This is a genomic window from Leclercia sp. EC_58, assembly GCF_019584355.1.
Classification (GTDB): domain Bacteria; phylum Pseudomonadota; class Gammaproteobacteria; order Enterobacterales; family Enterobacteriaceae; genus Enterobacter.
The window spans coordinates 2802178-2814604 of the sequence record NZ_VDAM01000001.1; the positions used below are offsets into that span (position 1 = coordinate 2802178).

The window sequence follows — 12427 nt, forward strand, 5'->3', positions numbered from 1 at the left end:
GCAACCTCACCGGTCAATGTGGGCGATGGTGGCGATCTCCACCAGCGCCTCGGGTTTCACCAGCCCGCACTGAATGCAGAAGCGCGCCGGTTTATCGCCGGGGAAAAATTCGGCGTAGATCTCGTTAATCGCGGCGTAGTTTTTCCAGTCGGTAATAAAGATGCTGTTGAAGGTCACGTCCGCCATGGTCCCGCCCGCCGTTTCGATAACGCGCTGGATGGTCTGCAGCACGTAGCGGGTTTGCGCCTTTGGGTCATCGGGAAACACCACGTTGTTATTCGCGTCGAACGGCAGGGTGCCCGAGACGTAAACCACCCCGTCCGCGAGAGTGCCAGGGACGAAGGGGGCAATCGGCGTGCTGGTGCCCTGGGGGATAATCACAGATTTCGGCATAGGGTAGCTCCTCAGGCGATACGGGCATAAGCGGCAGGGGAAAGGGCGTCGCAGAAGGTGGCGACGTCAGTAACCCAGCCAAAAAAGGTTTCGATGTTGAACAGCGCGGCCTGCTGGGCAAATGCCGGCCCCGCCTGGTAGGTGGCGTCTTCCAGCACCACGCCGAAGTACTCCAGGAAGAAGCCGTCGCGCAGGGTGGACTCCACGCAGACGTTGGTGGCGATGCCGGTAAAGATCAGGTGGCGGATGCCGCGGCTGCGCAAAATGCTGTCCAGCGGGGTGTTGAAAAAGCCGCTGTAGCGCGGTTTCGGCAGCACGATGTCTCCCGGCTCCGGCACCAGCTCATTCACCAGCTGATAATCCCAGCCGCCTTTCGCCAGCAGCTTGCCGTGCAGCTCCGGGCGCTGGCGCATGGTTTTCAGCGCGTTCGATTTGTGGAAGTTGGGCGAGCCAGGGCCGCCCGCCTCCACATACTCTTCATCCCAGCCGTTCTGGAACCAGATAATCAGCATCCCGGCGTTGCGGGCGGCGGCCACCGCGGTGCGGATATTCTCGATCACCGGCCGGGTGGCGGAGACGTCAAACCCGGCGAGGTCGAGATAGCCGCCAGGGCTGGCGTAGGCGTTTTGCATATCCACCACGATCAGCGCACTCTGCTGGGCGTCAAAGGTGATGGCTTCCGGGCGTGCGGGCAGAGTGGTCATCACGCCACCTCCTTTGTCATAACCGGAATATGGGCGCGGCACTGCATCAGCGGCTGGATGCGCTCGCCAAAGGTTTCAATCCCGGCAATAAAATCATCAAAGGTCAGAAGCACCCCTTCGGCGCCCGGCACGCTGGCAACCTCATCGAGCATCCGCGCCACGCTGGCATAGGAGCCCACCAGGGTGCCCATGTTGATATTCACCGCTGAGGTCGGGTCGGCCATCTGCCGCACGTTGGTATCCGCTCCGGAGCGGGTGTCCTTCTGGCTCTGCTCGCTGAGCCAGCTCAGGGCTTCGTCGTCGGCCCCGGCTTTGTAGTGCTCCCACTTCGCCCGCGCCGCCTCGTCGGTCTCGTCGGCAATGACCATAAACAGCACGTAGGAGCCGACATCGCGCCCGGTTTTTTCAGCGGCCTGTTTCATGCGCGCAGCGGTAGGGGCAAAGGCCGTTGGGGTGTTGACCCCTTTGCCGAAGCAGAAGTTGAAGTCGGCATATTTCGCCGAGAACTCCATCCCGGCATCGCTCTGCCCGGCGCAGATCACCTTCATCGGCACCGACGGCTGGGGGCTGACGCGGCAGTCGTTCATGGTGAAGAACTCACCCTTGAAATCGCTCTTGCCGGTGCCCCACAGATCCCGCAGGACCTGCACATACTCGGTGAGGTAGTCATAGCGCTTCGAAAAATAGTCATCTCCCGGCCAGAGCCCCATCTGCTCATACTCCGGCTTCTGCCAGCCGGTGACGAGGTTAACGCCAAAGCGGCCGCCGGAGATGGTGTCGATGGTGGAAGCCATCCGCGCCACGATAGCCGGGGGCAGGGTCAGGGTGGCGGCGGTAGCGTAGATCTGGATGCGGGAGGTGACCGCCGCCAGCCCCGCCATCAGGGTGAAGGACTCCAGGTTGTGATCCCAGAATTCGGTTTTCCCGCCGAAGCCGCGGAGCTTGATCATCGATAGGGCAAAATCGAAGTGATAGTGCTCTGCCTTCTGCACGATGGCTTTGTTCAGCTCAAAGGTCGGCATGTACTGCGGCGCGTGGGTAGAGATCAACCAGCCGTTATTGCCAATGGGAACGAATACGCCAATTTTCATCACGAACCTCTCTTCATCTCAGCATGGGGTGAAAGTCAGACGTGGCGCTGCATCCTGCATCTCCTGTTCAGCCGCGTAGTCTCGGTTTTGCAAAGGGGATGCCAGTTTTGAAATCTGTAATGTTATTAGGGTGTTAAGAAATGGTTGATGAATTGCAGGTAATAAAAGTGGACTGTCTGGTCAAAATAGTTGCACACAAAGCAGGCAGTCGTGCGCGGTGGCGGTGCAGATAGTCGTGGTAAGGCAGGGGTTTTTGCTATGCTGGGAGCTGATCAACACGGAGTGAGCAAATGGCACAAGGCGCAGTGAAGACAGGCGGTAAACGTTCGCAGGCGGTGAGCGCGAAAAAACAGGCGATCCTCTCGGCGGCGCTGGAGACCTTCTCGCAGTTTGGCATCCACGGCACGCGGCTGGAGCAGGTGGCCGAGCTGGCGGGGGTGTCAAAAACCAATCTGCTCTACTACTTCCCCTCCAAAGAGGCGCTGTACGTCTCCGTTCTGCAACAGATCCTCGATATCTGGCTGGCCCCGCTGAAGGCGTTTCGCGAGGAGCTGACCCCGCTGGTGGCGATCCAGCAGTATATCCGCCTGAAGCTGGAGGTCTCCCGGGACTATCCCCAGGCGTCGCGACTGTTCTGTCTGGAGATGCTGCAGGGGGCACCGCTGCTGAAAACGGTGCTGAGCGGGGATATGAAATCGCTGGTGGATGAGAAGTCAGCGATCATAGCCGGGTGGGTCGCTACCGGCAAACTGGCGCCGGTCGATCCGCACCATCTGATCTTTATGATCTGGGCGGCGACCCAACACTACGCCGACTTTTCCGCCCAGGTGGAAGCGGTGACGGGCAAGACGCTCAAGGATGACGACTTTTTCCACAGCACGGTGGAAAACGTTGAGCGGATGATTATCGAAGGGATCCGGGTGCGTTAATTCCCCGGGGGCAGCGGGCAGCTTAAATCGCCCTCTTCGCACTGCATCAGCGTAGCCAGATAGGCTTCCCGTTCGTTGGTTTTATCCGCCAGGCACTGGTTCACAATCATCGGCTGAATGGAGCCGCCTTGAGTGCCGGAGCCGATAAAGGCGCAGTCGGCATCGCGTAGGGCGATCCACGCCTGTTGCGCCTTTTTCAGCAGCTCACGCTGGGGGGCGTCGGCGCGCTTGATGGCTGACTGATACGTCTGGTTCAGGGTTTTATCCGCGGCCTGATACTGCTGCGCGGTGCAGCTGTTCATCTCCGCCTGGGTGCTGGCGTTGGCGCACTCATCTGCTAGCGCGCTGGTGCTCAGCAGTAACGCGGCACCGGCGATAAAAGCTCGTTTCATCTTTCCCTCCCTATAAAAAAGCCGGATGCGCTGCGCTTATCCGGCCTACAAAAACAGAATGTCACCTCTGTAGCCCCGGTAAGCGTAGCGCCACCGGGGAGAGATTGCACGCTTAACCGATAGTCATCAGGCTGGCGTTACCCCCTGCTGCAGCGGTGTTCACGCTGAGCGAACGCTCCACGTACAGACGCTCCAGCTGCAGGTTGGTTTCACCCCGGGCGAAGCCCTGCACGGAGACAATCGCCCCGCTGCGGGCCGCAACCTGCTCGCACAGCTCGCGTAACTGGTCGGAGTCACCGTGATAGATCACCGCGTCAAACGGCTGGCTGGTCAGCACATCAGCTTTGGCGAAACGAATCCGTTCCGTCACCGCCTTCGGCAGCTGCTTCGCCAGGTCACGGTGCAGGCTATCTTCCGGCCACAGCACTTCACACCCGGTCGCCATCGCTGCCGCCAGCTGGATCAGCGCATCCTGCTCGTTATCCGCCACGCACAGCACACGCTCGCGCGGCATCAGCGTCCAGGTGTTGCGCTCGCCCGTTGGCCCTGGCAGTACGCGCTGGGTACCGGCCTGAGCCAGCTCGCCATACTCCTGACACAGCTCGCGCAGTTCAGGGCGTTTTTCCGCCCACGCTTTTAATGCTTCCAGCGGCTGGGTCAGCACCGTTTTCACCTGGGTGTCAACCGCGTACTGCGCATCCTGACGCGCCAGGGTAACGCCCAGCGCATTGGCCGGACGGTTCGCCAGCAGGCGATAGAGGTACATTGGACCACCGGCTTTCGGACCAGTGCCCGACAGCCCTTCGCCGCCGAACGGCTGCACGCCGACCACGGCGCCGACCATGTTGCGGTTCACGTAGAGGTTGCCGACGTTGGCGCTGCCGGTCACCTGGGCGATGGTTTCGTCGATACGAGTATGCACCCCCAGGGTCAGACCGTAGCCGGAGGCGTTGATCTGCGCGATCAGCTGGTCGAGGTTGTTACGGTTGTAGCGCACCACGTGCAGCACCGGGCCAAATACCTCTTTCTTCAGCTCATCGAAGCTCGCCAGCTCAATCAGGGTTGGCGCCACAAAGGTGCCGCTGGTCCATTCGCGGGCATCTTCGCTGTTCTCACGCACCGCCTGATAGACCGGACGGCCTTTGGCACGCATCGCCTGGATGTGGTTTTCGATGTTGGCTTTCGCTTCGGCGTCGATCACCGGGCCAATGTCGGTGGTCAGACGGCCAGGGTTGCCCATCCGGCACTCCGCCATCGCGCCACGCAGCATTTTCAGGGTGTGATCGGCCACTTCATCCTGCACGCAGAGCACGCGCAGGGCAGAGCAGCGCTGTCCGGCACTGTCGAAGGCCGAAGCCACCACATCCACCACTACCTGCTCGGTAAGGGCGGAGGAGTCGACGATCATCGCGTTCATACCGCCGGTTTCCGCAATCAGCGGCGTTGGACGGCCCTGGGCATCCAGACGGGTGGCGATGTTGCGCTGCAACAGGGAGGCCACTTCGGTGGAGCCGGTGAACATTACGCCGCGCACGCGGTTGTCGGCGGTGAGTTTGGCACCCACGGTCTCGCCGCGGCCTGGCAGCAGTTGCACGACGCCCGCCGGGACACCCGCTTCCAGCAGGATATTGATCCCCTGAGCGGCAATCAGCGGGGTCTGTTCCGCCGGTTTGGCCAGCACGCTGTTACCCGCGGCAAGGGCGGCGGCAATCTGGCCGGTGAAGATCGCCAGCGGGAAGTTCCACGGGCTGATACAGACCACCGGGCCCAGCGGGCGGTGGGTTTCGTTGTCGAAATCGTCACGCACCTGACCGGCATAGTAGTGCAGGAAGTCAACGGCCTCGCGCACTTCGGCGATGGCGTTGCTGAAGGTTTTACCCGCTTCACGCACCAGAATGCCAATCAGCTGCTGCATCTGATCTTCCATCAGCACCGCAGCGCGCTCCAGAATGGCTGCACGCTCCTGCGGCGGGGTGGCGAACCAGATCGGCGCGTTGTTCACCGCGCTGTCGAGGGCCAGATCCACTTCCTCTTCGGTCGCTTCGCGGACAAAGCCGACAATGTCTTTCGGTTCGGCCGGGTTGATCACCGGCTGCATTTCGCCATTGCTGACCGGCTGCTCCAGGATCGGTTTCGCCTGCCATTTTTGCAGGGCGCTGTTGAGCAGTGACGAGGAGAGCGATGCCAGACGGTGTTCGTTCGCCAGGTCGAGGCCCGCGGAGTTGATGCGGCCATTGCCGTACAGCTCGCGCGGCAGGGCAATCTTCGGATGCGGCAGACCCACCTGACCCTCCTGGGCGGCCAGCTTTTCCACCGCCTGTACCGGGTCCGCCACCAGCTCATCCAGCGGCAGGGTGGCATCGGCAATGCGGTTAACGAAGGAGGTGTTGGCCCCGTTCTCCAGCAGACGACGCACCAGGTACGCCAGCAGGGTTTCGTGAGTACCGACCGGGGCGTAGATACGGCACGGACGATTCAGTTTACCCTCGGACACTTTACCGGTGACCTGCTCGTACAGCGGTTCACCCATGCCGTGCAGGCACTGGAACTCGTACTGGCCCGGATAGTAGTTCTGACCGGCCAGCTGGTAGATGGCCGCCAGGGTGTGGGCGTTGTGGGTGGCGAACTGCGGATAGATCAGGTTCGGCACGCCGAGCAGCTTTTTGGCGCAGGCGAGGTAGGAGACGTCGGTGTAGACCTTGCGGGTATAGACCGGATAACCCTCCAGACCCTCCATCTGCGCGCGTTTGATTTCGCTGTCCCAGTAGGCGCCCTTCACCAGACGGATCATCAGGCGGCGACGGCTGCGGGTGGCGAGATCAATCAGGTAATCAATGACGAACGGGCAGCGTTTCTGGTAGGCCTGAATGACAAAGCCAATCCCGTTCCAGCCCGCCAGCTCCGGCTCGAAGCAGAGTTTTTCCAGCAGATCGAGGGAGATCTCCAGGCGGTCGGCCTCTTCGGCGTCGATGTTGATGCCGATGTCATACTGGCGCGCCAGCAGGGTCAGGGACTTCAGGCGCGGATAGAGCTCTTCCATCACCCGGTCGTACTGGGCGCGGCTGTAGCGCGGGTGCAGGGCGGAGAGCTTGATGGAGATCCCCGGGCCTTCATAAATGCCGCGACCGTTGGAGGCTTTACCGATGGCGTGGATCGCCTGCTGGTACGAGACCAGATAGGCCTGCGCGTCGGCGGCGGTCAGCGCCGCTTCGCCCAGCATGTCATAGGAGTAGCGGAAGCCTTTATCTTCCAGCTTGCGGGCGTTAGCCAGCGCTTCGGCGATGGTTTCGCCGGTGACGAACTGCTCGCCCATCAGGCGCATCGCCATGTCCACGCCTTTCCGGATCAGCGGTTCACCGCTCTTGCCTATAATGCGGTTCAGGGAGCGGGAGAGGCTCGCTTCGTTGTGGGTGGAGACCAGACGGCCAGTGAACAGCAGGCCCCAGGTGGCGGCGTTAACGAAGAGCGACGGGCTGCGGCCAATGTGCGAATGCCAGTTACCGTTGCTGATCTTGTCGCGGATCAGCGCGTCGCGGGTCGCTTTGTCCGGAATACGCAGCAGCGCTTCCGCCAGACACATTAACGCTACGCCCTCCTGGGATGAGAGGGAGAACTCCTGCAGCAGGCTCTGCACCATGCCAGCGCGGCCGGAGGCCGTTTTCTGGTTACGCAGTTTTTCGGCAAGCTGATACGCCAGGCTGTGCGCCTGGGAGGCGACTGGCTCCGGCAGACGCGCCTGTTCCAGCAGCATCGGCACGGCATCGGTCTCTGCGCGACGGTACGCGGCGGTAATGGCCGCACGGCTCACCGACTGGGGCAGGATCTGCTCGGCAAACTCAAGGAACGGCTGGTGAACCTCTTCGACCGCCTCGGCCTGTTCGTCGCTCTCGTTGGCGGCACCGGCCAGCAGGGCAGGCAGCTCTGGCAGATCGTCATTGCTCTCCAGTTTTTCCAGATAGTTAAAGATCGCCTGCTTGATTAACCAGTGTGGCGTGCGGTCAATTCGGGTCGCAGCCGATTTAATCCGTTCGCGGGTCGCATCATCCAGCTTAACCCCCATGGTGGTCATGCCCATGCCAAAAACTCCTGTGATTCAGTAGCGCTAGTGTAGTTAACGTGAAATATCCACTATGTTGCAACTTTGTGCAACCACGTTAAATGTGACCCGGTTTGCAAGCTGGAAAATGAATGGAATGTTACGTGATGGTTAACCGTAAAAAAGTTGTGGATTTTAGCGATCAACCCTGGTTTCATGCGGCGCTTAACACTTTTTGCAGGTGCAACCTCAAAAAACGTGAGCGAGTGCAACCTCCAGGAAACTGGTGTGAAACCGGGGATGAAATTCATGTAAATGCAGTGTTAAATCGTTTGTGTCATGGAGGCGCATACGGCAGGATACGCGCGGCCAACAGAAACACACATCATCACCCTCTCGTTCCGGGGGTGTAATAAAGACGGTCAAAAAGGCTGTCGAACATCTTTGCGGAGTATTTAAATGGCAATTAGCACACCGATGCTGGTGACATTTCTTATCTATATTTTTGGCATGATCCTGATAGGGTTCCTTGCATGGCGTTCTACCAAGAACTTTGACGACTACATCCTCGGCGGGCGAAGCCTTGGGCCGTTCGTGACGGCGCTCTCTGCGGGCGCGTCAGATATGAGCGGCTGGCTGCTGATGGGCCTGCCGGGCGCCATCTTCATCTCCGGTATTTCAGAAAGCTGGATCGCCATCGGTCTGACGCTGGGGGCATGGATTAACTGGAAGCTGGTGGCCGGGCGTCTGCGCGTGCACACCGAAGCCAACAACAACGCCCTGACCCTGCCGGACTACTTCACCGGCCGTTTCGAAGATAACAGCCGCATCCTGCGTATTATCTCCGCGTTGGTTATTCTGCTGTTCTTCACCATCTACTGTGCCTCCGGCATCGTGGCAGGCGCGCGTCTGTTCGAAAGCACCTTCGGCATGAGCTATGAAACCGCACTGTGGGCGGGCGCGGCGGCGACCATCCTCTACACCTTTGTGGGCGGGTTCCTGGCGGTCAGCTGGACCGACACCGTGCAGGCCAGCCTGATGATTTTTGCCCTGATCCTGACCCCGGTAATTGTGATCCTGTCGGTAGGCGGCCTGGGTGATTCCCTGGCGGTGATCCAGCAGAAGAGCATCGAAAACGTCGATATGCTGAAAGGGCTGAACTTTGTTGCCATCGTGTCGCTGATGGGCTGGGGGCTGGGTTACTTCGGCCAGCCGCACATCCTGGCGCGCTTTATGGCGGCGGATTCGCACCACACCATCGTCCATGCCCGTCGTATCAGTATGGCGTGGATGATCCTCTGCCTGGGCGGTGCCTGCGCGGTGGGCTTCTTCGGTATCGCCTACTTCAACAACAACCCGTCGCTGGCAGGTGCAGTAAACCAGAACGCCGAGCGCGTGTTTATCGAGCTGGCGCAGGTGCTGTTTAACCCGTGGATCGCCGGGATTCTGCTCTCCGCTATTCTGGCGGCGGTAATGTCCACCCTGAGCTGCCAGCTGCTGGTCTGCTCCAGTGCCATCACGGAAGATCTCTACAAAGCCTTCCTGCGTAAGGGCGCAAGCCAGAAAGAGCTGGTGTGGGTCGGCCGATTTATGGTGCTGGTGGTGGCGCTGGTCGCTATCGCGCTGGCGTCAAACCCGGAAAACCGCGTGCTGGGTCTGGTGAGCTACGCCTGGGCGGGCTTTGGTGCCGCCTTTGGTCCGGTGGTGCTGTTCTCCGTGATGTGGTCCCGCATGACCCGTAATGGCGCCCTGGCGGGGATGATCATCGGTGCGGTTACCGTTATCGTCTGGAAGCAGTTCGCCTGGCTGGGCCTGTATGAAATCATTCCGGGCTTTATCTTCGGCAGCATCGGGATCGTGGTCTTCAGCCTGATGGGTAAAGCGCCCTCTACCTCAATGCAGAAACGCTTTGCGGAAGCCGACGCGCAGTACCACTCCACCGCGCCGACGAAGTTGCAGGCGCAGTAAGTGACAGACACGCTATAAGCCGGGCTTGCCCGGCTTTTTTTATTGCTAATTTCCGTGATTTACGCTGATATCGCTGGGCAAATTACAATGAGGATAGCGAAGAATGAGACTTAAAAACGGACTTATGGCGGGCGCGCTTTTACTGCTGGCAGGCTGTAATGCCCCCTCTCACAGCACCGCGGACAACACCTGCAAAGCCGATAACCAGATGCAGCAGACCACCCTCTATTTCGGCCTGAACCGTCCGGCAGGGGAGGCGATCACCGGCCAGGAGTGGCAGCAGTTTGTGGACCAGGACGTCACGCCACGTTTTCGTGATGGCTTAACGGTGTTTGATGCCCGCGGGCAGTGGCTGGGTAACGATGGAAAAGTGGCGCGTGAGGCGAGCAAGGCGCTGATGCTGATCCACGGTAAAGATGCGCAAAGCGAGAGCAATATCGAGGCGCTGCGCGGGATCTATAAAACGCGCTTCGCCCAGGAGTCGGTGATGCGCGTTGACCAGCCGGTGTGCGTGCAGTTTTGATAAGACCGGGTGCGGCCTGTTTGCCGGGTGGCGCTAGCGCTTACCCGGCCTACTTATCCTGTAGGCCCGTGTAAGCGCAGCGCCGCCGGGCAACAAACTACAACACTAATCCCGCAAAGCTCGCCGATAACAGGCTCACCAGCGTCGCGCCGTACACCAGGCGCAGACCGAAGCGTGACACCACGTTGCCTTGTTTCTCGTTCAGCCCCTTAATCGCCCCGGCGACAATACCGATAGAAGCAAAGTTAGCGAAAGAGACCAGGAATACCGACAGAATGCCCAGCCCGCGCGGGGTCATCTCTGCGGCAATCTTTTGCAGCTCGATCATCGCCACGAACTCGTTCGCTACCAGCTTGGTCGCCATAATGCCGCCCGCGTGCAGGGCATCGCTCAGCGGGATCCCCACCAGCCAGGCCAGGGGATAGAAGACATAGCCCAGAATCTGCTGGAAGCTCAGGCCGAACAGGCTGGAGAAGAGGGCGTTGACGGCGCTGATCAGGGCAATAAAGCCAATCAGCATCGCCAGAATAATCATCGCCACTTTGAAGCCAGCCAGAATATATTCCCCCAGCATCTCAAAGAAACTTTGGGACTCATGCATCTTCTCCAGCTTAATTTCCGGCTCCGCTTCCGGGCGGGTCGGGTTAATCACCGTGAGGATGATAAAGGTGCTGAACATATTCAGGATCAGCGCCGCGACCACATATTTTGCCTCCAGCATCGTCATATAGGCGCCGACGATGGAGAGCGACACGGTGGACATCGCGGTGGCCGCCATGGTGAACAGACGACGCGAGGAGAGATCGCCCAGCACCCCTTTGTAAGCAATGAAGTTTTCTGACTGGCCCAGCGTCAGGGAGCTGATGGCGTTAAACGACTCCAGCTTGCCCATGCCGTTCACTTTCGACAGCAGGGTGCCGACAACGCGAATAATTACCGGCAGAATGCGCCAGTGCTGCAGAATGCCGATCAGTGCGGAAATAAAGATAATCGGACACAACACCCCCAGGAAAATAAACGCCAGCCCTTTTTCGCCCATCCCGCCAAAGACAAAGTTGGTCCCTTCGGCGGCATATTTCAGTAACGATTCAAAGAAGCCCGAGACGTACTGAATAACGAACAGGCCGCTTTCGGCATGGAGGAAAAAGAACGCCAGCGCAATCTCAATGACAATGAGTTGAATGACGTAGCGAATACGGACGTTGCGGCGGTCGAAGCTGACCAGCCAGGCCAGCGCAAGGATAACCACCAGCGCCAGCAAGAAGTGCAGAAATTGATACATAGTTGATTTTCAGCAGATTAATGAGGCGCATATTTAGCCACAGCCTGCTGTGAGCGTAAATGGGCATTTACGTTATAACTTATTCACCTTTTAGTCACTTATGTGACTATTTTCCCGGTACGGGTTTACATCCTGTCATCAAAATACAGCATATTTCGCTTGTATTTCTTATTGCCGTAATGATAATCACTATCACAAGAATTTACCTTTCTTTGCATGAGTTGACGGCGAAAAACATTTAAGGTGTCGCATGTTTGTTCCATTCCTCATTATGTTACGTGAAGGGCTCGAAGCAGCCTTAATTGTCAGTCTTATCGCCAGCTATCTGAAACGCACCCAGCGGGGCCGCTGGATCGGCGTGATGTGGATTGGTGTCTTCCTTGCTGCTGCCCTCTGCCTGGGGCTGGGCATTGCCATCAACGAAACCACCGGTGAATTCCCGCAAAAAGAGCAGGAGCTGTTTGAAGGGATCGTGGCGCTGATTGCGGTGGTGATCCTTACCTGGATGGTCTTCTGGATGCGTAAAGTGTCCCGTAACGTCAAAGTCCAGCTGGAGCAGGCGGTGGACAGCGCGCTGGCGAAGGGCAAGAGCCACGGCTGGGCACTGATCATGATGGTCTTTTTCGCCGTGGCGCGTGAAGGGCTGGAGTCGGTCTTCTTCCTGCTGGCCGCCTTCCAGCAGGATGTCGGGATCTGGCCGCCGCTGGGGGCGGTGCTGGGCCTGGCGACCGCGGTGGTGCTCGGCTTCCTGCTCTACTGGGGCGGCATTCGTCTCAATCTGGGCGCCTTCTTCAAATGGACCAGCCTGTTTATTCTGCTGGTGGCCGCCGGGCTGGCGGCGGGGGCGATCCGCGCCTTCCATGAGGCGGGCCTGTGGAACCACTTCCAGGAGGTGGCGTTCGATCTGAGTAACGTCCTCTCTACCCATTCGCTGACCGGCACCCTGCTGGAAGGGATCTTTGGCTATCAGGAGACACCGAGCGTCAGCGAAGTGGCGGTGTACTTTATCTATCTTATTCCGGCGCTGGGGCTGTTCTTTATGCCATCGCGCCCCAGCGCTCAGCCGTCGCGTACTGCGCCCTGAAGTGCTCATTGTAGTTACAACATAC

Annotated in this window: 10 protein-coding genes; 4 read left to right on the forward strand and 6 right to left on the reverse strand. The window is 59.3% G+C overall.

What is annotated here, in order from left to right; translation table 11 throughout:
* Positions 1-6: 6 nt before the first annotated feature.
* From rutC to rutA, 3 genes are read right to left on the reverse strand one after another with little or no spacing between them, the layout of a single operon-like run.
* Entirely contained in the window at positions 7-393 is a 387-nt protein-coding gene (rutC, locus tag FHC51_RS13680) for a pyrimidine utilization protein C (RefSeq protein ID WP_220435782.1), read from the reverse strand.
* An 11-nt stretch (positions 394-404) separates the two neighbouring features.
* Complete coding sequence (gene rutB / locus FHC51_RS13685; RefSeq protein WP_220435783.1) at positions 405-1097, reverse strand: pyrimidine utilization protein B; 693 nt, start codon at positions 1095-1097, stop codon at positions 405-407.
* Positions 1097-2188: a pyrimidine utilization protein A gene (gene rutA / locus FHC51_RS13690; protein ID WP_220435784.1), complete on the reverse strand. Its 1092-nt coding sequence runs from the start codon at positions 2186-2188 to the stop codon at positions 1097-1099. Before rutA ends, rutB begins: the two co-directional genes overlap by 1 nt.
* Before the next feature lie 290 nt (positions 2189-2478).
* Here rutA and rutR point away from each other — a divergent pair, with 290 nt between their 5' ends.
* Positions 2479-3117, forward strand: coding sequence for an HTH-type transcriptional regulator RutR (gene rutR, locus FHC51_RS13695; protein WP_114315378.1), 639 nt, complete (start codon positions 2479-2481; stop codon positions 3115-3117).
* Here rutR and FHC51_RS13700 read toward each other — a convergent pair.
* A complete protein-coding gene (locus tag FHC51_RS13700; protein WP_114387461.1) occupies positions 3114-3509 on the reverse strand; it encodes a lysozyme inhibitor LprI family protein in 396 nt (131 codons plus the stop codon). The two genes, rutR and FHC51_RS13700, sit on opposite strands and share 4 nt — an antisense overlap.
* Before the next feature lie 112 nt (positions 3510-3621).
* Positions 3622-7584 (reverse strand): trifunctional transcriptional regulator/proline dehydrogenase/L-glutamate gamma-semialdehyde dehydrogenase, encoded by a 3963-nt coding sequence (gene putA, locus FHC51_RS13705; protein WP_220435785.1) that lies wholly within the window; start codon positions 7582-7584, stop codon positions 3622-3624.
* Between the two features lie 420 nt (positions 7585-8004).
* On the opposite strand from putA, the gene putP reads away from it, so the two are divergent.
* Both putP and FHC51_RS13715 read left to right on the forward strand, forming a co-directional pair.
* Positions 8005-9513: a sodium/proline symporter PutP gene (gene putP, locus FHC51_RS13710; protein ID WP_220435786.1), complete on the forward strand. Its 1509-nt coding sequence runs from the start codon at positions 8005-8007 to the stop codon at positions 9511-9513.
* 103 nt (positions 9514-9616) lie between these two features.
* Positions 9617-10036: a DUF3574 domain-containing protein gene (locus tag FHC51_RS13715; protein ID WP_103823666.1), complete on the forward strand. Its 420-nt coding sequence runs from the start codon at positions 9617-9619 to the stop codon at positions 10034-10036.
* Positions 10037-10133: 97 nt separating this feature from the next.
* Here FHC51_RS13715 and FHC51_RS13720 read toward each other — a convergent pair whose 3' ends face one another.
* A complete protein-coding gene (locus FHC51_RS13720; RefSeq protein ID WP_103179030.1) occupies positions 10134-11318 on the reverse strand; it encodes a NupC/NupG family nucleoside CNT transporter in 1185 nt (394 codons plus the stop codon).
* Between the two features lie 250 nt (positions 11319-11568).
* Between FHC51_RS13720 and efeU the strand changes: the two genes are divergently transcribed.
* The gene (gene efeU / locus FHC51_RS13725; RefSeq protein WP_220435787.1) at positions 11569-12402 is read left to right on the forward strand and encodes an iron uptake transporter permease EfeU; all 834 of its coding nucleotides are present in this window, start codon (positions 11569-11571) and stop codon (positions 12400-12402) included.
* Positions 12403-12427: the final 25 nt, after the last annotated feature.

Coding starts and splice junctions, on each gene's coding strand:
- rutC (WP_220435782.1), bottom strand. CDS start 393: ATGCCGAAATCTGTGATTATCCCCCAGGGCACCAGCACGCCGATTGCC.
- rutB (WP_220435783.1), bottom strand. CDS start 1,097: ATGACCACTCTGCCCGCACGCCCGGAAGCCATCACCTTTGACGCCCAG.
- rutA (WP_220435784.1), bottom strand. CDS start 2,188: ATGAAAATTGGCGTATTCGTTCCCATTGGCAATAACGGCTGGTTGATC.
- rutR (WP_114315378.1), top strand. CDS start 2,479: ATGGCACAAGGCGCAGTGAAGACAGGCGGTAAACGTTCGCAGGCGGTG.
- FHC51_RS13700 (WP_114387461.1), bottom strand. CDS start 3,509: ATGAAACGAGCTTTTATCGCCGGTGCCGCGTTACTGCTGAGCACCAGC.
- putA (WP_220435785.1), bottom strand. CDS start 7,584: ATGGGCATGACCACCATGGGGGTTAAGCTGGATGATGCGACCCGCGAA.
- putP (WP_220435786.1), top strand. CDS start 8,005: ATGGCAATTAGCACACCGATGCTGGTGACATTTCTTATCTATATTTTT.
- FHC51_RS13715 (WP_103823666.1), top strand. CDS start 9,617: ATGAGACTTAAAAACGGACTTATGGCGGGCGCGCTTTTACTGCTGGCA.
- FHC51_RS13720 (WP_103179030.1), bottom strand. CDS start 11,318: ATGTATCAATTTCTGCACTTCTTGCTGGCGCTGGTGGTTATCCTTGCG.
- efeU (WP_220435787.1), top strand. CDS start 11,569: ATGTTTGTTCCATTCCTCATTATGTTACGTGAAGGGCTCGAAGCAGCC.